Origin of the sequence: Brevibacterium paucivorans, from assembly GCF_016907735.1 — a bacterium.
Lineage (GTDB): Bacteria > Actinomycetota > Actinomycetes > Actinomycetales > Brevibacteriaceae > Brevibacterium > Brevibacterium paucivorans.
In genome coordinates this window covers 1176508-1196243 of sequence record NZ_JAFBCP010000001.1, presented here as the reverse complement: position 1 = coordinate 1196243, position 19736 = coordinate 1176508, and the positions used below count along the sequence as shown (strand labels likewise).

The window sequence follows — 19736 nt, the reverse complement described above, 5'->3', positions numbered from 1 at the left end:
CCACGGACTGCCCTTTCGACTGTCAGAAAAACGTGAGTAAAAACTACAGCTACTGTTCGGCGCGGGCCAGAGCAGCCTCGAGCTGACTCTTTGGAATCTTGGGGCGACCGCGACGCACAGAGAAGAACAATGCAACCACAAAAACGACCGACAGCGAAATACCAATGGCCGCTATACCGATGTTTTCCCAGTCAACTCGCACCTGGACTTGCAGGGGAGACGAGTCACGCACGGTGTAGCCGTCGGTCGCGACGATATGGATCGTGGTGTTGAGGTTTGCGTTTGCGATTCCCGTGACGGGTACTTCGACACGAGCTCGTTGCCCGGACGGAATGTCAACCAGGGGAGAGTCACCCACCTTCAGTTGCGGGGACGCGGAACTGATGCGCACGCGCAACCGGGCTGAGTGTCGGGTGGTGTTGTGAATCGTGACGGGGATAGTGGTCTTCTCGCCCGTGACCAAAAGGACGTTCGACCCGCGTTCAATGCTGAGCCCCGACATGATGGAGTCTGCCGACTTCTTGAAGTTCTTGGCACACGTCTTCACACTGGGTTGGGTTCGCCAGGACACCGATGCACACGTCAGAGCCGACCGGTTGAACTCCCGTCGCACGTCTTCGCGTTCCGTGAACAATGACGAGAATTCACTCAAGTGTGCCCCCGGTTCCTTGAGGTCGTTGAGTGCGGTGCTGATGTTGGGCGGCACGTTGCCGTCTTCGAGTGGAAGGCGAGTGCCGGGTTCGGCTTTTAGGGTGTCGTCAAATGACTGTGGCTTGACCCACGGCAGGGACGACAGCGTGCGAACCTGGTCGGTCCACGTTTTCTGGGCGCCACCTCGGGGGAGCGCTACAACCAGGGACCGCTGGTCAAATGGGCGCTCGTTGGTGATGAGTGCGCTTTTGGCTGTGAGTTCAGCGACGCGGGTGGCTCGGGTGGAATCGGGGGTGACAAAACTTTCGCCCAAGCTCGCCGAGGTGGCAACGGTTGTCATGTCCGGCTTGCGTTCTCGTGGAACGGGAGTGAGTGGGACGGTTGCGCTGTCGCGTTTCCAGAGGTGTTGGACGGCGTTCACGGATCCACCGTCGCGGGTGGGGAGCTGAGCGTCGCTGAGCATGACGTTGGTGACGCCGTCGTTGGCGAACTGGGCCAGACCTTGCATGCTGGCGCTCCCCGTCCCGGCCCACGCCCAGGAGTCGAGGGCGTTGGGGAAGTGGTCTTTCACGACGGAGCGTGAGCGCAGGGCTTCCTTATGGTAGTTGTCTAAGCCCTGTTGTTGCAGGCCAACCAGATCGGCGTCGGCCCAGGGGAGGGCTATGACCTGTGAAGATTCGGCTTCTTTCTTCAGCTCGTCCCACCAGGTAGAGATGCTGCTGGGCGGTTCTTCCGGGTCCTGTGGTTCCGCAGTTTGTTCCGGTTGTTCAACCTGTGGCGGGTTGAGGACCCGATCGACCGACTCGATCACCCTGGGGTCGATCGCCAGCGTGGTGTCTGGGTAGGCACGGGCGACGTCTAGTGCGGTCTTGAGCGGTCCGCTTTCTGTGGCACTGGCGAGTTCGTCTTGGCTGATGAGCCCGTCCTCGCTGTACCCGGTCATGGTGATGGGCACCAGCATGTTGATGCGCGTGGGGTCGATTTTGGGGTGGGGGTACCACGTGGTGAATGTGGTCCGAGGTTTCGCAACTGTGTCGTCTTCGCTGTCGCCGCTCAAGGTGACTGCCAGCCCGCGAACGCCCCACGAGGTTAAGGGGCTCCCTTCGCGCAGCCCCATCTCTGTTGGTTTGAGTTCGAAGGTGAACGAGGTGGTGGTGCCCGCCCGCAGTTCGTTGGGGAGTTTTTGGGCGGTGGCGATTTGGCGGGTCCCGGTGATCTTTCCTTCTTGCCACGTCCGTGCTGAGTCCACGCTTGGGAGTGAGTTGCGGGTCATACGCAAGCTCAGCCGTGGGTCCTTGATGTTGGCTTTCGCTTCGATCTTTCCGGCAAGTTTAAAGGTGCCGTTTTCGTCCATCCACGGGGTGACGTCGGTGATGTGAATGGTCGCCGAGGTGGTGGCCGCCTCTTCGCTACTAGTGGGCTTTGGGGTGGGGGTGTTGGGCTGTGCTATGGCCCCGGTGGAAGGCGTGACGATGAGCAGTAAGGCTAGAAGCAGTGAGCCTAGCGTGGTCAGGATTTTCATGACAGGTCGAAGCGCGGGAGAGTGTGGCGGGCTGCGATGACGATGCGTCGTTCGTTAGCGAATGACAAGCGTTGGGGCAGTTCGTCGAATGGCACCCATGCGGCGGCAACAGCTTCTTGGTCGGGGTCGTTTTCAATGGTGAGTTCGCCACCGATTGCGCGGAGCAGAAAATGGTGGACGACCTTGTGTACACGGAAACCTGCCGCGGAAAACCAGTAGTCCACACTGCCTAAGGGCGCTAAAACTTTTCCCACTATTCCGGTCTCTTCTGCGACTTCGCGCATTGCTGCTTGGGCGGGTGTTTCTTCACCCTCCAAGTGTCCCTTAGGTAGGCACCATTCAAGGCGACCGGCACGGTTAATTCGCGCAATAACTGCGACTTCAAGCGCTGGAGAGTTGAGGTTGACCACGATTCCACCAGCGGAGGTTTCCTCCACTGTGCGTGACAGGGCCGGGAAATGGCCCGGTCGTGGACGTGGTCTGCTCATGCTTCCACCCTACGTTGCTAGTTTGAAGATTCCCTAGGCGTGTAATCTTTCATGGGACGCAGGAAGAAAGGAACCTCGTGTTTGCTGCGGAAGCTCATGTCCGGCTCATGGATGTACTGGACTCACTCGATCCAATTGTGGGCGAGCTTGGTAACCGTTTTGACCAGGCAGGTTTTGAGCTTGCTTTGGTGGGTGGTTCGGTACGCGATGCGTTGCTGGGGCGGGAGATCCCAGATTTAGATTTCACCACTGACGCCCGCCCCGATGACATTGAGAAGATCATTGCACCGTGGGCCGATACCTACTGGGACATTGGCCGGAAGTTCGGCACGATTGGCATGATGAAGCGGGGTTATCAGGTAGAGATCACCACGTATCGTGCCGATTCTTACGACCCGCAATCCCGTAAACCCACCGTGGCATTTGGCGACAATCTGGACGACGATTTGGTGCGCAGGGATTTCACGATCGGCGCCATGGCGGTGCGCCTGCCGAGCCGCACATTCGTGGACCCGTACAACGGACTGAGTGCGCTAGAGAGTCGCACAATCACTACCCCTGGGAGTGCTACGACCAGTTTTACTGATGACCCGTTGCGCATGATGCGGGCGGCGCGGTTTGTGTCGCAGTTGGGTTTTTCATTGGCGCCCGAGGTGCGTGCGGCTATGTCCGATATGGCAGACCGCATTGCGATCGTTTCAGCTGAACGCGTGCGCGATGAGTTGACCAAACTCATTGTGGGTGCTGAACCGTGGGCTGGAATTGACGCCCTTGTGAATACAGGTTTGGCTGACCATATTCTTCCCGAGGTGTCTGGATTGCGTTTGGAGCGCGATGAACACCACCGCCACAAGGACGTGTATCAGCACAGCCTCACGGTGTTGCGGCAAGCGGTTCAGCTTGAAACAGAGTACGCCAAGCGTGCGATGCGCAACGCCGAAGGCGACGTGGGTGAGTCGGTAGCTGAGCAGGCTCAAGACACCGCGAAGAAAGCCACCGTGGATCCCGAGTTCACGGCCCCTGACTTCATTGTTCGCTTTGCAGCGCTCATGCACGATGTGGGGAAGCCTGCAACCCGGAAGTTTGCACCTGGGGGAGCGGTGACGTTCTACCATCACGATGTGGTGGGCGCTAAGCTCACACGCTCCCGCATGAAGGCCTTGAACTTCGATAAGGAAACCACCACCAAGGTGGCTCGCCTGGTTGAACTTCACTTGCGGTTCTACGGTTATGGCGACGCAGGCTGGACCGACTCAGCCGTACGACGTTATGTCACCGATGCCGGTGACCTGCTTACTCGGTTACACATCCTGACCCGGTCGGATGTCACGACCCGCAACCGTCGTAAGGCTGAACGTTTAGCCTTTGCGTATGACGATCTTGAGCGTCGAATCGAAGCGCTCGCACAGAAGGAAGCGATTGGTGCGATTCGCCCAGATCTCAACGGTCAGCAAATCATGGAGATCCTGGGGATCACTCCGGGGCCGGTCGTTGGTCGTGCATATAAGCACATGCTCGAGATTCGGATGGAACACGGGCCACTGTCGTATGACGAAGCTCGGGTTCAGCTTCTCAACTGGTGGGAAACTGTAGAACCTGACTCAAAGGCGGAGCGGAACCCGTAAGGTATATTGTGCGTTAGAGCACATTCGTCATAGGAGAGCCGGATGAACCCACAAACAGAGCAGTTTCGTGAGGCACGTGACCTGCTAATCAAACTTCGCGAAGATTACGATGCGGCGTGTGAACAGTTCAGCTGGCCACGCTTTGAAAACTTCAACTTCGCTCTCGACTGGTTTGACCAGATCGCTCAAGGCAACAACAACCCTGCCCTGTGGATCGTGGAAGAAGACGGAGCAGAAGGCAAGTGGAGCTACCAGGAGCTTTCTGAGCGATCCAACAAACTGGCAAACTACCTGCGCAGTTGTGGGGTCAAGCGCGGCGACCACATCATGGTCATGCTCACTAACCAGGTAGAACTGTGGGAAACCATGCTCGCAGGGATCAAACTGGGCGCCGTCATTATGCCTACCACCACACAGTTGGGGCCCATTGACCTTTCTGACCGTGCAGAACGCGGAGAGGCTCAGTTCGTCGTTGCCAACGAACAGGACTGCGCCAAGTTCGACGACGTCGAACACCCACTCGTACGCATTGTGGTAGGAGCCGAACCTGCACGCGAAGGTGACTTCGCATACGCGAACTATGTGGACGCGCCAACCCAGTTCGACCCCCAAGGTCAGAGCAAAGCCGACGATCTGATGTTGCTGTACTTCACCTCGGGAACCACATCGAAAGCCAAGATGGTGGCACACACCCACGTGTCCTACCCGGTGGGGCACCTTTCCACCATGTACTGGATGGGACTGGAACCCGGCGATGTTCACCTCAACGTCGCCTCCCCCGGATGGGCCAAGCACGCGTGGAGCAACATTTTCACCCCATGGATCGCGGAAGCGTGTGTATTCCTCTACAACTACTCGCGCTTTGACGCCTCCAAGCTCATGAGCGTCATGGAGCGGGTGGGAGTGACCTCATTCTGTGCGCCTCCCACCGTATGGCGCATGCTCATCCAGGCTGATTTGCGCGAACTGAAGACCCCGCCCACCAAGGCATTGGGTGCCGGTGAACCGCTCAACCCGGAAGTTATCCAGCGCGTTCAAGACCACTGGAACGTCACCATTCGCGACGGTTTCGGTCAGACGGAAACGACTCTGCAGATCGGTAACTCCCCAGGTCAGCACATGAAACCCGGATCCATGGGACGCCAGTTGCCTGGTTTCAATGTGGTGCTGCGTGACCCTGCCACAGGGGAACTGGGTGACGAAGGTGAAATCTGCTTGACCCTCGACCCTCGCCCAGTGGGCCTCACGCAGGGTTACTGGAACAACGAAGCCAAGACCGCTGAGGCTTTTGCTGACGGTGTCTATCACACCGGTGACGTCGCAGCCAGGGACGCTGATGGTTACATCACCTACGTGGGCCGCGCAGATGACGTGTTCAAGGCGTCGGATTACCGTCTGTCACCGTTCGAACTCGAAAGCGTGCTCATCGAACACGAATACGTGGTCGAAGCAGCGGTTGTTCCTTCGCCTGACCCAGTTCGACTCGCTGTGCCTAAGGCGTACGTGGTGCTGGCTCCCGGAATTGAACCTGGTCCAGAAACCGCAAAGGAAATCCTGCGCTTCTGCCGCGCGGAACTGGCACCATACAAGCGCATCCGCCGCATCGAGTTCACAGAACTCCCCAAGACCATTTCGGGAAAGATCCGCCGTGTTGAACTGCGCACACGCGAACAGCAGTTGCACCCAGACTTCGGTGACCCCACCGTGACGGGACAGGAATACGCGGACACCGACTTCCCGGAACTCAAGGGCTAGCTCGCTTTTCAACGTAAGGTGACACACACCTCGGCGGGGGTCACTTAATCACCAAACGGTCCACTCACATGAGACAATGTGAGTGGACCGCTTGTGTTGTACCGGGTCCCGAACACGCTCCAAGACTCATACAAAGTTAAACCAAGTAAACTCTCAACTTTGAATGGCAGAGTAGTGGGGCTAAACGCACTGACTGTTGTGGTGAAGGGAGACGCGTGGGGACGCGGACACGAAAAGATGAGACCAAGAGCCTGCTGAACTACCCGCGGGCCGGGTACACGGGATTGGCCAAATGGTTCCCGTCGTTGCGCCTGATTGGCTTGGGTATTTTGACCGGTTTCGTTCTGATCATTGGTCTTTTCACTGTTGGTTACCTCAGCACGTCAATTCCTGAGCCCAACGCCGCGGCTGCCGGGCAGACGTCGACCGTGTACTACGACGACGGTAAAACCGTGATCGGTACCTTCAAAGTTGAAGACCGGAAGAGCGTAGACATTCAGGACATTTCACCCACCATGCAACAGGCCGCGATCGCTGCTGAAGACCAGTCGTTCTATGAAAACCGCGGTATCAGTGTCAAGGGTCTGTCTCGTGCCGCCGTGGGTGTTATCACCGACAACTACGCCGGTGGTGGTTCCACAATCACTCAGCAGTACGTCAAGAACTACTATCTGACGAACGAAAAAACGCTTACGCGTAAGCTCAAAGAAATGTTCATCGCGATCAAGATCGACCAAGAGAAGTCAAAAGACCAAATCATGGCCGATTACCTCAACACCATCTTCTTGGGACGCAAGTCCTATGGAGTTGAAGTCGCGGCACACAACTACTTTGACACCTCGGCGAAAGAACTTACGGTAGAGCAGTCCGCCCTGCTGGCAGCGATGATCCAGCGACCCAACCTGGCCGACCCGTCCGAAAATCCGGAACGGTACGAAGACCGCTTCCGGTACGTGCTGAACAACATGGCTGAAAACGGCTACATCACCAAGGAAGACGCGAAGAACGCGCAACTGCCCGAGGTGAAAAAGCCGCGGTCTGACAACGAACGTTTGGGACAGGCTGGCTACATGATGGACGCCGTTCGTTCCGAACTGAAGAACCAGGGGATGACCGACGACCAGATTGACCGTGGCGGAATGAAGATCACGTCCACGTTCAACCGTGACCGGATGCGTGACGCTCAGGACGCGATCGACACGCTACCCAAGATGAAAAAGGGTATGCACGCAGGTTTGACGTCGATTGACCCTGCAACTGGTGAGGTCAAAGCCTTTTACGGTGGGCCCAAGTACTTTGAGCGGATGCAGAACAACTCCACGCAGGACACCGCACAGGCGGGGTCCACGTTTAAGCCGTTTGCGCTAGTAGCGGGGTTGGAAGCTGGCTACCGCCTAAATGACTCGTTCCGCGGATCGCCCGTCACCTTCCCCAACAACGGTCGCCCGTGGACGCCAAAGAACTACGGTGGTGCGTCCTATGGTTCGGTGACGTTGCTCAAGGCGACACAGAGCTCCATCAACACGGCGTACGCGCAGCTCAACATCAATGTTGGACCGGATAAGACCCGGGATGTAGCTGTTCGTGCGGGCTTGCCTAAAGACACGCCCGGGCTCGACGACAATGCTTCAAACGTGCTAGGTACTGCCAGCCCAACGACGCTGCAAATGGCTTCGGCTTTCTCTACCTTCGCAGCTGAAGGGGTGTACCGGTCACCTCACTTTGTGCGCGAAGCCGTCGATTCGAGCGGTGAATCGCTGTACAAACCCGACACCAAGGGTGAACGCAAGTTCGAACAAGACATCATGGCTGAAACCACCTATGCCCTGTCGCAGGTGGTTCAGAGTGGGTCGGGATCGTACGCGCAGAACCTGGGACGTCCAGCGGCCGGTAAGACGGGTACGTCGTCGGATGCGTATTCCGCATGGTTCGTGGGATATACCCCGGAACTCGCGACTGCCGTGTCGCTGTTCCGTGAAGACGAAGAGGGACGTTGGCAGAAGATCGGTTCCTACGGTGGACGCGGTGAAGTGACAGGTGGGTCGTTTCCTATCCAAGTGTGGACGCGTTACATGAGCGACGCTTTGGAGGGGCAGCCCAAGAGCAAATTCCCTAAGCGACCTGATCTGCCTGACAAGGATCGACCAAAGAACAAGTCTGGTGTGTCTAAGTCTTCGTCTAATAGCGGCTCGTCTGGTTCGTCTAACAAGAAGCGTTACAGCAAGAAAGACAAGAAGGACGACGAGGGCAAGAAGGACGAGGAAAAGAAGCCTGAAGAGGACCAGAAGGAATCGGACGATTCGGATGACTCCGGCGATTCCGGAGACTCGGGTGACAAGGGTAAGGACTCGGGTAGCGAGTCGGGCGACTTTGGTGGGTCCGAAGATAGCGGTTCCGAAAAGAAGAAGTCGGGTGGAGACAAGTCGAGTGGCGAAAAAGGTAACACTCCGCCTAAGAAAAAGGAACCTAAGAAGTCAAAATCCAAGAGTAGCTCCAGTAGTAAATCGAAGTCCTCGAAATCTTCAACTTCCTCGGAGTAGAAGTAACGAGTGAAGGCGACATCCATGTACTCACCTGCTGAACTTGCGGGCATACCGCGAGGAAAATTCGTAGGTCCGGCGGACCGCCGCTACTCGATCACGAATGCGGTTACGTTGCTGGCGTTGTTGTTCCTCAACGTAATTGCGGGTGTTTTTAAACAGGCACCGTGCTTTGGCAACGGATACGAACTTCCCGGCGCGGTGTTTCGAGTGTGTCAGTCGCCGTTGGCTACAGCCCTGGGCGCACCCGGCATCCCCAACACGGATGCCACTAAACAGTTGATCGCAACAAGTGTGTTCACCGATTACTTTGTGCGCGCGTTTGGATCAGACGGTGGTGCCACTATAGCGATGATGCTGGTCGTGGGGGTGAACGCAGTGGCGTGGATCGTCACGGGGTGTTTGCTGTTTCGGATCTTTGCGGTTGTGGGGCGCCAATGGCTGGTGTTCGTTTTTGCCTCGCCGATGATTGCGCTGACGCTTGGTCAGTCGTTCGATCCAGTGGGAATTACGTTCATTGTTGGTGCGTGGTTTCTTTTGTTGGAGCGGCGCGACGGGGCGGCCATTGTGGCCGGAATCGGTGTCATGGTGGCGATCCTCGTGCAACCGTTCGCTTTGTTTGTGGGGGCCGCACTTGTCTCGTGGCTTTTGTGGGCTGGGCGAAAGAGCGATGCGATGAGCCTCGCTGGCGTGGCGACCATTCTTTTGGGTCTTTTGGTGATGCTCGACGCCGCACTCACCGAGCGGATTCGGCAGGCTTTTTCGACTGCTGTCACGTGGGGTTCGGTGGGCTCCTTGGTGGGCTCACGGATTGATCACAGCGTGCTTGTGGTGGTGTCGTTCGTGGCGTGGGTAGTGGCCGTGGCGCTGACGGTGGTGTTGTTGCGGAGAGTCGGTGTGGCCCGACCATCGTTTCCGTTGCTTGTCAGCGTCTGTGTGGGGTGGGGGTTGCTGGCCCTGCCATCGTCGCCAACCAGCTTGGCGCTGTGGGCCCTGCCGTTCTTTGCGTTGATTGTCCCGCAGGTGTGGGCGCATCTGGCATGGAATCTCGCCGAGGTGGCCCTCCTTATTGCGGTGAATCTCAACGTTGCGTTTCATATGGAAAAAGCCACAGGACTCAGTGACGCGTGGCTGGCGTTTTTGACGATCGTGCGATTGGGGCTAGTTGGTGTCATGGTGTCGTACGTGTGCAGTGAACGTGGGGGCCGCGTTCGCACTGTCGTGGACTCCGAGCCCGCGACCTCTGTGAGGCCGAAAGTAGGCTCCTAGGTGACCACCACCTCGGCGGTTGCCCTATATTCACAAGCCAACTAGAATTGACAGGTCTGTGTGCTCTTGGCAATTGAGGGCCCACATACACGCATTTACCCTCCTGCCATGGACCGACCATGGCCGTAAAGACCAAAGGAGGTGGGTTACACGTGCGTAAATATGAGCTGATGCTCATTCTGGACTCGGAACTCGACGAGCGTTCCGTAGAATCCACTGTTGAAAAGCTGCTCCACGTCATCCCCGCAGAAGGCGGAACCGTGGACAACGTAGACATCTGGGGACGTCGTCGCTTCGCGTACGAAATCCAGAAGAAGTCAGAAGGCTACTACGTGGTTATCGACTTCACTGCAACCCCAGACACCACGAAGGAACTTGACCGCCAGCTCGGCATCAACGAAACCGTGGTACGTACCAAGATTGTTCGCCCGGACGCTAAGTAAAACTAGCTCGCACACATCCGCTTAATCTCACTATCGTTTGATAAAACGAGCGTAGATTAACTGAAAACGTCTTCTCAAAGGAGTGCCCATGGCTGGCGACACCGTCATCACCGTTGTAGGAAACCTGACCGCTGACCCTGAACTGCGATTCACCCCCAACGGTGCTGCAGTAGCCAACTTCACCGTGGCATCAACTCCACGCACCTTTGACCGCGCCTCGGGCGAGTTCAAAGACGGAGAAACCCTCTTCTTGCGCTGCTCAGTGTGGCGCGAATTCGCCGAAAACGTGGCTGGGTCATTGTCCCGCGGCACCCGAGTGGTGGTACAGGGACGACTTAAGTCGCGCACGTTCGACACGAAAGAGGGAGACCGACGCACCGTCTTCGAACTCGACGTCGACGAAATGGGTCCGAGCCTTCGATACGCAACCGCGAACGTGTCACGCAACGAACGTAGCGGTGGATACGGAGGCGGAAACCAGGGCGGACCCGGTGGCGCAGGCGGCCAAGGCGGCCAAGGCGGCCAGGGTGGTCAGGGCAACTGGGGTAACCAGGGTGGCTCTGGCTGGAACAACTCCGGCGGGGCCGGTGGCTATGACGGCCAGAGGCAGTCCGGCGGAGGCTGGAACAACTCAGCAAGTGGCGGCGGAAACCAGGACAACGACCCGTGGCAGTCATCACGGCCACAGGGCAACCAAGGCGGATGGGGCAACCCCACGAACGAAGAACCACCGTTCTAACAAACTTTTCAACAGGAGATAAAAATGGCAAAGCCGGAAATCCGGAAGCCGATCAAGAAGAAGGCAAACCCGCTCAAGCCGGGCGAAGCCGCTTCGATCGACTACAAAGACACAGCAACTCTGCGCAAGTTCATTTCTGACCGCGGAAAGATCCGTGCGCGTCGCGTCACTGGTGTATCCGTCCAGGAACAGCGCCTGATCGCCAAGGCAGTTAAGAACGCTCGCGAAATGGCACTTCTGCCCTACACGAGCTCAAACCGCTGAGGTAGAAGGGAAGAACATTGCCTACTCGTAAAGTCATTCTTAACCAGGAAGTTGATGGACTGGGTGCAGCTGGCGACGTCGTCGACGTCAAGGCTGGTTACGCACGCAACCTGCTGATTCCTCGCGGCTGGGCTTCACCATGGACCGCAGGCGCAGAAAAGCAGGTTGAGACCTTGCGTAAAGCACGCCAGGCACGCCAGATCGCTGACCGCGAAGCCGCTGTGGAACTCAAGAACAAGCTCGAGTCCACCGTTGCACGCATCGAAATGAAGGCCGGAAAGGGCGGACGCCTCTTTGGTGCCGTCACCCCCGTCCTCGTTGCCGACGCACTCAAAGAATCCACCGGTCACGAATTTGACCGCCGTCAGGTAGCCCTGACCGGCCACGTCAAGACCTCTGGATCCTACGTTGCAACCGTGCGCGTTCACGACGAAATCACCGCGAACGCAAAGTTCGACGTGATCGGTAAGGCCTAACGAGCCAACTTACCCACATACGGGAAACGCCACGGGCGTCACAGCAGGTGCTGTGACGCCCGTGGCGTTTCTAAAGCCGGCTGCCACCTCGGCGAATTACAGCCCCAAAAAATCCTTCACCTTGGCCACCACTGAGTCGAAACTGTGCAACGACGTCACCCGGATTACCGTCCACCCCAGCAGGCTGAGCTCGTAGTACCGCTCAGTGTCTCTCAGTACCTGGTGGGTGAGCTCAAAGTGGTGGCGACCCTCGTATTCGATTGCGAGCTTTGCAAACGAGAAGGCTAAGTCCGGGTGGACGAACCGGCCAAACTTTTCAATCCACACCGGGGGCGCCACCTCCGGCTCCGGTACGCCAGCCCGCACCAATGCCAGCCGCAACCGAGTTTCCTGTGGTGACGCGACCTTTTCGCGCGCTAACGCACACGCCTGTTTGAGCGTGGACAAGGAGGGGCCTCGGGGGAGAGAGTTGATGAGCGCTTGAAGTTCAGCACGCGTCATTTCAGCTGGCCTGCGCCACGGACCCAGGACCGCGTCAAGAACTGTGACTAGGTTTTCCACAGGTTCCTGCCGTGCAATGATGCTGAGAATCCCGCCGAGGTCGTGAACCCGCAGGCCTGCTTTCTCCACTGACGCCGTGTTGGAGACGCGGAAAGTATTGACGCCAGGACGTTTGATGACGCCTGAACGTTTGGGCACGGCGATGTCGAGTTGTGGCCTGAGTTTGACCGGGAGCCCACGCAAATATGCGGCACTATTCCCGGTGACCATCGCATGAGGAAGACCAGCCGTTACCGCTCTGAGCTGGGTAAATAGTGTCCACCAGAGCGGGTTTTCAGTAGCCCACTGCGGGACAGTGATCGTTTGCGTGTGCCGTTTAGACGTGTAAACACCGTGCAGTTTTTGCCCGTGCAAGGTCACTGGTTTGATGTCTGACTGGCGCAAGCCAAGCGCTTGGGCGTTAGAGAGCTTCAGTGGAATCGCGAGTTCGCGTTGCCTGCTGGTGTGGTGTTCCATGCACTGAAGCTAGCGCTATCCGGGGTTGCTTACTAGGGGGTGTCTTGGTTCTGTGGATAACTCATTTGGCTACACTCCGAAACGTGGAGTGTAGCCAAATGAACGGAATTTAAGTGTTTTTAGGGGTAAAACCGTGAATTTGGGCGCTTTTGGCTACACTCATGTTCGAACTGGCTCGTGGAGTGTATCGAAACGAATGGAATGAACCCCGCTACGACCCCAAACCCACCCCAAGGACTAGAGTTGGTGGAGTGGACGCGGAACACATGAACCAGAACACCCCACCGTCGTTGGCCACTCCGCCGGGGGAGACACCCGAAGACGAACAAGCCAGACGCGCGGCGCTATCCCGCATGCGCGCGGTCGCAACGGGGTTGCTCATCCTGGCAGCCCTAATCTTCATCACCGTCCACCTGTTCACTGACCAGACCGGTGTGTGGGGGTTCGTGTCCAGGGCGTCTGAAGCGGCGATGATCGGTGGCTTGGCCGACTGGTTCGCCGTCACCGCACTGTTCAGGCACCCCCTTGGGGTTCCCATCCCGCACACCGCGATCATTCCGCGCAAGAAGGACGTGCTGGGAGAGTCCATGTCGACGTTTGTGGCCATGAACTTCTTGCGCGCTGAAACCGTTGCCCCCAAGATCCGTTCCGCGCAGGTGACGAAGCGTGTGGGCGCGTGGTTGTCGGTGAAGCGAAACCAGGACATTGTGGTTGAGCGGGCCGGCCAGGGCATCAACTATGTGCTGGCCAGGGTCGATGATTCTGCAATCGAGTCGCTCACCCGTAACGTGCTGGTCCCTAAACTCATCGCTACGCACAAGTCGCCTGTGGTGGGGCGGCTGCTGACCGAAATCGTGCGGGACGGCGCGCACCATCGGCTGGTGGATCTGGTGGTGTACGAAGCCCACGTATGGCTGGAGCGTAACCCGCAGGTCATTGAACAGATTGTGGGCGATCGCTCCCCGGAGTGGATGCCCAAGTTCGTCAACCGCACGGTCGCCTCCCGCCTTCAGACCGAGGTGTTGGGCTGGGTTGCTGACGTTCGCGACGACCGCTACCACCAGGCACGGCAGGCCTTAGATCGATGGTTGCTTGAGCTGTCGCGTGACCTGGGTGAGGATACGTCAATCGCCCAGCGCGCCGAGGTCGTTTTTGATGATCTGTTGGCTCAGGATGGCGTGGTGGAGTCTGTTTTGGACATCTGGACGTCTCTCAAGCGTTTGCTGTATGCGGCTGTTGAAGACAGCGACGGTGAAGTGAAGATTCGCGTTCGCCAGCTTCTTACTGAAACCGCAGACCGCATGCAGAACGACACTGAGTTTGCCACCATGCTTGACCAGAAGTTGGCCACGACGGCTGGGGATCTCACGGAGTCGTTCGGTCCTGAGCTCGCGTCAGTCATTTCAGATACGATCGCAAGCTGGGACGCTAAGGAAGCTGCAAACAAGATCGAGCTCTACGTGGGCAAAGACTTGCAGTACATCCGCATCAACGGAACCGTTGTGGGCGCGTTGGTGGGTCTGCTCATTCACGCGATTACGGTGCTGGTGCCCGGACTGTAGAGCAACACCCGCGCAGGATTCCCGCATCCAGCCACGGAGGTTTTCCCCACCTCAACCTGACGGTCATCTTCGTAGTGGTGTTCTGGGCCACGTACAACGATAGAAGCATGAATACTTCATCGGTTATCACTGCTTCTGAACTCGGAAAATCCTACGGTAATACTCACGCTCTGCGCGGTGTCAGTCTGGACGTTCGCGAAGGTGAATCACTTGCCATCATGGGGCCGTCTGGTTCCGGTAAAACTACGTTGCTTCACGCCCTGGCCGGCATGATCTCGACTGACCACGGTCGCGTCCAGTTGGGTGCGACTGCCCACACACAACAGACCGACATCACCGCTCTCAACGAATCTGGCCGCACCCGTTTGCGTCGCGAGGTGTTCGGGTTTGTATTCCAGCAGGGCCTCTTGTTGCCCGAACTCACTGCAGTCGAAAACGTGGCCATGGCCGCCATGCTCAAAGGCGCCCCGCGTCCGCAAGCCATGGCAATGGCCGGTGACTGGCTCAACCGCCTGGGCCTTGCGGAACACAGTTCCAAACTCATCGGGCAGCTCTCCGGCGGGCAGGCGCAACGTGTTGCGATTGCTCGCGCTCAGGTCACTGATCCTGCTCTGGTTTTCGCGGATGAACCCACCGGTGCGCTGGACTCGCAAACCGGCGCCGAGGTCTTGCACACTCTCCTTTCCACGACCACCGGCCGTGGCCGCACCTTGATTATGGTGACGCACGACGAAAATGTTGCTGCCACGTGTACGCGAACCGTGCGTCTACGCGACGGGCAGATTGTCTCAGACACCGCCCCACCCACCGGCTCAGTTGCATCTCACAGCGGGCCAGCTACCACCTCGGCGCAGGTGCCCCATCAACCACAGAACCATCCGGCTCCAACCACCTTTTACTCGGCTCACCAGAGCTTTTAACCAGGGGCGGCCATGAAATTGCAGAACTCCTACGCAGAGCCCGACTACCAGTACGGAGACCACGTGTACTCGCAGACAACATCAGTGACGCAACCGGCACCTAGAAACGAAACACGATCAAACGTGGATACTAAAGAGCCAACCTCAAACCCGCCAGTCCCAACCCGCACCTCACCTTTCACACTCACAGCCCGAGTCCTCCCAGCCCTGTTCTCGCTCCGCAGGTTCAAGCGCACCCCAACGGTGCTGATGATGCTGGCGTTTGCGGCGACCTCGGCGCTGTTACTGACAGTGGCCGCTGGAACTTTCGCAGTTTTTGCATGGGACACCTCCGACGAAGTTGTTGGCAGCTATCGTTTGCTAGCTGCATTAGCAACGACCCTACTGGTGGTGCCGGCGTTCACTCTGGGTCAATCGGCAGCGACCTTGGCTACGCGCAGGCAGGACGAACAGCTGTCAACGCTGGCGCTTCTAGGAGCTCCGAGGTCAACAATCGTGGCCGCGGCACTCACCGAACCGTTGGTGGCAGCGACTGTGGGAGCATTGGCCGGAGTTGTGGGCTACTTCGTATTAGCCCTTCCGATGAGCATGATGCATTTGCGTGGCGAACCATTGGGGTACGGCAACATGATTCTGCCGTGGTGGATGATCCTGGCGACTGTTGTTGCTCTCATCGGAGTCAGTACTTTGGCAGCTCTGATGGGACTGCGAAAGGTGGTCATTTCACCACTGGGTGTACGCACTAAATCATTAAAACCTTCGTTCCCGTGGGGTCGAATTGTGGCCTGTGCTGTGCTCATGATGTGCGTTGCAGCTGGGTTCGGAATGTCTAGAATGGGTGGCACTTTAACGATCGTACTTACTGGGTTCTTTGGCATGGTGCTTGCTGGTCTTCTGGTGATCGACGTTGTTGGTGTGCTTGTGTTGCGTCTAGTAGCTCGTATCCGCCGAGGAAGTAAAAAGATCCACGTGATGGTGGCCTCGCGTTTGGTCAGTGCATCTCCTAAGCCGTACTGGCGACGGGTTTCCGGTTTAGCTTTAACTTCGTTCATTGCCACGTTCTGCGGGAGTGGAGTTGCGTTAATGCAGACAGTCAAGACGGGAGTGGGAGCCGATAAACTGACCCGTGAAGACACCCTGTTGCTAACAGATACATTTACGGGGATTCTCCTCACATTAGGTATCGCGTTCGTGTTCATCACGGTGTCTGCGGTGATCAATCAAGCTGCTGATGTTTACGACCGTGCAAGCACATTCCAGGAGCTCAATGCAGCAGGAATGGATAACAGGACCATCCGGAAAATTTCGGTGGCATCTGTGATGTTGCCGGTTGTGTGGATAAGCGCCATCTCTGCTGGCCTGGGCCTGTTCCTCGCGCTTCCCTCTGCCGGGATCGCGGCGGTGTTGTCGCCGTATTCGTTCTTCACGATCGTCAGCATGGTGCTTGTTGGAGCGCTTGTGGTACGTGCTGGTTTGGCCATTACAAACCCACTTATTGCGAAAGTTATTGCCCGTTCCTGACCTTCCCGAGGTCGGCTACGATGAGTAGGCAATCGGGAGAAAGGTGAGGCGTGGGTTCGCAACAGGGTAACGAGTGGTCCGGGGACAACTGGCAACGAGCCGAATCGGGTGTACGCACTCCACCGCAGGATCTGGATGCAGAAACCAGTGTTTTGGGCTCCATGATGTTGTCCAAGGACGCTATCGCTGACGTGGTCGAACACCTACGTGGTGAAGACTTCTACAAGCCGGCCCACGAAACGATCTACGACGTGATCCTGGACCTGTACGCGTCTGGTGAACCAGCTGACGCGGTCACCGTATCGAACGCTTTGTCGAAGTCCGGTGACCTAGCTCGGATCGGAGGGGCAGCGTACCTTCACACACTGATCCAGTCGGTTCCCACCTCGGCGAATGCCATTTTCTACGCCGAGATTGTGCGGGAACTTGCCCTTCTACGCCGCTTGGTGACAGCAGGAACCCGAATCGTGCAGATGGGGTACGACGCACAGGGCGACACCGACGACCTCATCAACCGTGCACAGTCCGAGGTCTACCAAGTCACCGAACGGCGAACCACGGAAGACTACGTGCGTCTGTCGGAAGCACTGCAGCCCACGATCGAAGAGATTGAGCGCTCGGGGTCGCACGACGGCGACACCGCTGGGGTGCCCACCGGATTTTATGAGTTCGACGAGCTGACCAATGGTCTGCACCCCGGCCAGATGATCGTGATTGCAGCGCGTCCTGGTGTGGGTAAATCCACCTTGGCGTTGGACTTTGCACGGGCGGCAGCGATTCACCATGAACAGACAACGGTGATTTTCTCACTGGAAATGGGACGCATCGAGTTGACCACGCGTTTGTTGTCGGCGGAATCTGGTATCCCGTTGCAGAAGTTGCGCCAGGGGAAACTGGACGACGAACGCGACTGGACCACACTGGCCAACACCATGGGCAAGATCAACGACGCACCGTTGTTCATTGATGATTCGCCCAACATGGCGCTGACTGAGATTCGTGCAAAGTGTCGCCGCCTCAAGCAACAGCACGATCTGAAGATGGTCGTCATTGACTACTTGCAGCTGATGACCTCCGGTAAGCGAGTCGAGTCGCGTCAGCAGGAAGTTTCCGAGTTTTCGCGTTCGCTCAAACTGCTGGCGAAGGAACTGGAAGTGCCTGTGATCGCGCTGTCGCAGCTGAACCGTTCGGCGGAACAGCGTAATGACAAGCGCCCCATGGTTTCGGACCTGCGTGAATCGGGTTCGATCGAACAGGACGCGGACATGGTGCTGCTGATTCACCGTGAAGACATGTACGACAAGGAGTCTCCGCACGCCGGTGAGGCCATCATCATGGTGGCAAAGCACCGTAACGGACCCACTGGTGAAATCACTGTGGCGTTCCAAGGTGCGCGCTCGCGGTTTGCGAACATGCCCAGGTAGGGAAGGCCGTGCCACGTAGCGCAGAAGGTTTGCGCTACGTGGTTCGAAGTTCGTTTTACCGGACGACTAAGCTCGTATTATGCCCTGGTTTAAGTCGTTCCAACCGCATCGCAGTTTACGTCTGCGCATCGTGTGTGTTGCGATCGTGCTTACTGTGTTGGGGCTCGGTGTAGCGGGAACTTTGACGTTCTCGACTATGTTTAACCGCTACGAAGAACGCGTTGTGCGTGAGCTGGAACAAGAGATCGATGAACTCCAGGCAATTGCGGATCAACGCTCTGCCGCTGGAGATCCTTTTAGGGATGTCACATCCCTGCTGGAAACAGCAACGAAAGCGGCGGTTCCAAGTCGTCATGAGTCAGTCCTGGCTCTGACTAACGAACAGCCCAAGTTTCGTCCCCAGCCACAAGACTTTGACCTCACAACTGACGCGGTTATCAGTGTTATCCGTGAAGAACACACTCCAGGGGAAACTGTTTTTGCTACGGCCCACAGTCCCCAGTATGGAGAACTCAAGCTGATCATCGCTTCCGTCACGGTCGACGGCGACCCCACGGTCGGGACGTATGTCGTTGCATATGCCGTTGAAGAAGAGCGCCAAGTGTTGTGGCAAACGGCGTCGTTCTACGGAGTGATTTCGTTTCTGACTTTGCTCTTGGTGGGATCCGCTGCATGGATCGTGATGGGGAAGATTATTCGCCCGCTGGAGAGCCTAACCCAGGCCACGAAGCACGTCACTGTCGACGACCTCGGAAAGCGTGTAGAGGTGCCGAACGCGGACAATGAGGTTACGGTTCTTGCCACCCAATTCAACAGCATGCTGGAACGGTTGGAGGCGGGTTACATCAACCAGCGACAGTTCTTGCGTGATTCCGGGCATGAACTACGTACACCAATCACGATCGTTCGTGGAACAGTCGAGGTGCTCGACGCAGATGACGAAGATTTTGATGAGTCGAAAGAGATTGTGCTTGAAGAGCTTGATCGGATGGCCCGCATTGTCGCAGATCTCTCGGTTCTGGCGCAGGCCGAACAACCGGACTTTGTGCACCTCGAATCCGAAAACACTCGTAGCTTCGCCGAGGCGGCACTATCCACGGTGAAAAGAATTGACGACCGCCCGTGGAAACTCTCTTCCGTTGTCGATACGACCGCTTATTTCGACAGACAACGAATGATGCAGGCGATAGTACAGCTAGCGACGAATGCGGTGCAGTACAGTGATGCGAACTCTGACATTGAACTGTCGATAGAAACGCAAGACGATCAAAGACATGTCGTATTTTCCGTTCGTGACTATGGGTGTGGAATCAGCCCAGAGGATCACGAAAGGATTTTCGAACGTTTCATTCGAGTGGAGCAATCACGCTCGCTCGGTAACTCAGGTTTGGGATTGTCGATTGTGAGCGCGATTGCGGATGCGCACGGCGGTTCGGTTGAGGTGGAATCCGCTTTGGGTAAGGGGTCTCGGTTTAGCATCGTGGTTCCGCGGGTCCCCGTGAAAGGAATGAGTGGATAGA

The 19736-nt window shown here is 57.3% G+C and carries 16 protein-coding genes; 13 read left to right on the top strand and 3 right to left on the bottom strand.

Annotation, left to right across the window (positions count from 1 at the left end; genetic code table 11):
* Window positions 1–49: 49 nt before the first annotated feature.
* Together JOE56_RS05615 and JOE56_RS05610 are read right to left on the bottom strand one after the other, a co-directional pair.
* Window positions 50–2173 (bottom strand): DUF6049 family protein, encoded by a 2124-nt coding sequence (locus JOE56_RS05615; RefSeq protein WP_204515203.1) that lies wholly within the window; start codon window positions 2171–2173, stop codon window positions 50–52.
* Entirely contained in the window at window positions 2170–2661 is a 492-nt protein-coding gene (locus JOE56_RS05610) for an NUDIX hydrolase (RefSeq protein WP_102239443.1), read from the bottom strand. The genes JOE56_RS05615 and JOE56_RS05610 overlap by 4 nt, the downstream gene beginning before the upstream one ends.
* Window positions 2662–2768: 107 nt before the next feature.
* Between JOE56_RS05610 and JOE56_RS05605 the strand changes: the two genes are divergently transcribed.
* From JOE56_RS05605 to rplI, 8 genes are all read left to right on the top strand, one after another.
* Window positions 2769–4286 carry a CCA tRNA nucleotidyltransferase gene (locus JOE56_RS05605; RefSeq protein ID WP_180965391.1) on the top strand — a complete coding sequence of 506 codons (1518 nt, stop codon included), beginning with the start codon at window positions 2769–2771 and terminating at the stop codon, window positions 4284–4286.
* A gap of 42 nt (window positions 4287–4328) precedes the next feature.
* Complete coding sequence (locus JOE56_RS05600; RefSeq protein ID WP_102239445.1) at window positions 4329–6041, top strand: AMP-binding protein; 1713 nt, start codon at window positions 4329–4331, stop codon at window positions 6039–6041.
* A gap of 215 nt (window positions 6042–6256) precedes the next feature.
* Entirely contained in the window at window positions 6257–8581 is a 2325-nt protein-coding gene (locus JOE56_RS05595; protein WP_204515202.1) for a transglycosylase domain-containing protein, read from the top strand.
* Window positions 8582–8605: 24 nt separating this feature from the next.
* Complete coding sequence (locus tag JOE56_RS05590; RefSeq protein ID WP_204515201.1) at window positions 8606–9850, top strand: hypothetical protein; 1245 nt, start codon at window positions 8606–8608, stop codon at window positions 9848–9850.
* A gap of 152 nt (window positions 9851–10002) precedes the next feature.
* Window positions 10003–10293 (top strand): 30S ribosomal protein S6, encoded by a 291-nt coding sequence (rpsF, locus tag JOE56_RS05585; protein ID WP_102239448.1) that lies wholly within the window; start codon window positions 10003–10005, stop codon window positions 10291–10293.
* A gap of 88 nt (window positions 10294–10381) precedes the next feature.
* A complete protein-coding gene (locus JOE56_RS05580) occupies window positions 10382–11032 on the top strand; it encodes a single-stranded DNA-binding protein (RefSeq protein WP_204515200.1) in 651 nt (216 codons plus the stop codon).
* A 24-nt stretch (window positions 11033–11056) separates the two neighbouring features.
* The gene (gene rpsR, locus JOE56_RS05575; RefSeq protein WP_040347790.1) at window positions 11057–11296 is read left to right on the top strand and encodes a 30S ribosomal protein S18; all 240 of its coding nucleotides are present in this window, start codon (window positions 11057–11059) and stop codon (window positions 11294–11296) included.
* A 17-nt stretch (window positions 11297–11313) separates the two neighbouring features.
* Window positions 11314–11772 (top strand): 50S ribosomal protein L9, encoded by a 459-nt coding sequence (gene rplI / locus JOE56_RS05570; RefSeq protein WP_204515199.1) that lies wholly within the window; start codon window positions 11314–11316, stop codon window positions 11770–11772.
* 96 nt (window positions 11773–11868) lie between these two features.
* Here the strand turns inward: rplI and JOE56_RS05565 are convergent, their stop codons facing one another.
* Window positions 11869–12789, bottom strand: a complete 921-nt coding sequence (locus JOE56_RS05565; protein ID WP_204515198.1) for an endonuclease domain-containing protein — start codon at window positions 12787–12789, stop codon at window positions 11869–11871.
* A 161-nt stretch (window positions 12790–12950) separates the two neighbouring features.
* On the opposite strand from JOE56_RS05565, the gene JOE56_RS05560 reads away from it, so the two are divergent.
* The 5 genes from JOE56_RS05560 to JOE56_RS05540 all read left to right on the top strand — a co-directional run bounded on the left by JOE56_RS05560 (window position 12951) and on the right by JOE56_RS05540 (window position 19735).
* Window positions 12951–14351: a DUF445 domain-containing protein gene (locus JOE56_RS05560; protein WP_239530376.1), complete on the top strand. Its 1401-nt coding sequence runs from the start codon at window positions 12951–12953 to the stop codon at window positions 14349–14351.
* Between the two features lie 107 nt (window positions 14352–14458).
* The gene (locus JOE56_RS05555; RefSeq protein ID WP_204515197.1) at window positions 14459–15271 is read left to right on the top strand and encodes an ABC transporter ATP-binding protein; all 813 of its coding nucleotides are present in this window, start codon (window positions 14459–14461) and stop codon (window positions 15269–15271) included.
* A 12-nt stretch (window positions 15272–15283) separates the two neighbouring features.
* A complete protein-coding gene (locus JOE56_RS05550) occupies window positions 15284–16792 on the top strand; it encodes an ABC transporter permease family protein (RefSeq protein WP_204515196.1) in 1509 nt (502 codons plus the stop codon).
* A gap of 50 nt (window positions 16793–16842) precedes the next feature.
* Window positions 16843–18216, top strand: a complete 1374-nt coding sequence (gene dnaB / locus JOE56_RS05545) for a replicative DNA helicase (protein ID WP_204515195.1) — start codon at window positions 16843–16845, stop codon at window positions 18214–18216.
* Window positions 18217–18295: 79 nt separating this feature from the next.
* Window positions 18296–19735 (top strand): sensor histidine kinase, encoded by a 1440-nt coding sequence (locus tag JOE56_RS05540; protein WP_204515194.1) that lies wholly within the window; start codon window positions 18296–18298, stop codon window positions 19733–19735.
* Window position 19736 lies beyond the last annotated feature (1 nt).

Bases quoted from the DNA above. Each gene is read 5' to 3' on its own strand.
- JOE56_RS05615 (WP_204515203.1), bottom strand. From the start codon at position 2,173: ATGAAAATCCTGACCACGCTAGGCTCACTGCTTCTAGCCTTACTGCTC.
- JOE56_RS05610 (WP_102239443.1), bottom strand. From the start codon at position 2,661: ATGAGCAGACCACGTCCACGACCGGGCCATTTCCCGGCCCTGTCACGC.
- JOE56_RS05605 (WP_180965391.1), top strand. From the start codon at position 2,769: ATGGATGTACTGGACTCACTCGATCCAATTGTGGGCGAGCTTGGTAAC.
- JOE56_RS05600 (WP_102239445.1), top strand. From the start codon at position 4,329: ATGAACCCACAAACAGAGCAGTTTCGTGAGGCACGTGACCTGCTAATC.
- JOE56_RS05590 (WP_204515201.1), top strand. From the start codon at position 8,606: ATGTACTCACCTGCTGAACTTGCGGGCATACCGCGAGGAAAATTCGTA.
- JOE56_RS05580 (WP_204515200.1), top strand. From the start codon at position 10,382: ATGGCTGGCGACACCGTCATCACCGTTGTAGGAAACCTGACCGCTGAC.
- rpsR (WP_040347790.1), top strand. From the start codon at position 11,057: ATGGCAAAGCCGGAAATCCGGAAGCCGATCAAGAAGAAGGCAAACCCG.
- JOE56_RS05565 (WP_204515198.1), bottom strand. From the start codon at position 12,789: ATGGAACACCACACCAGCAGGCAACGCGAACTCGCGATTCCACTGAAG.
- JOE56_RS05560 (WP_239530376.1), top strand. From the start codon at position 12,951: ATGTTCGAACTGGCTCGTGGAGTGTATCGAAACGAATGGAATGAACCC.
- JOE56_RS05555 (WP_204515197.1), top strand. From the start codon at position 14,459: ATGAATACTTCATCGGTTATCACTGCTTCTGAACTCGGAAAATCCTAC.
- JOE56_RS05550 (WP_204515196.1), top strand. From the start codon at position 15,284: ATGAAATTGCAGAACTCCTACGCAGAGCCCGACTACCAGTACGGAGAC.
- JOE56_RS05540 (WP_204515194.1), top strand. From the start codon at position 18,296: ATGCCCTGGTTTAAGTCGTTCCAACCGCATCGCAGTTTACGTCTGCGC.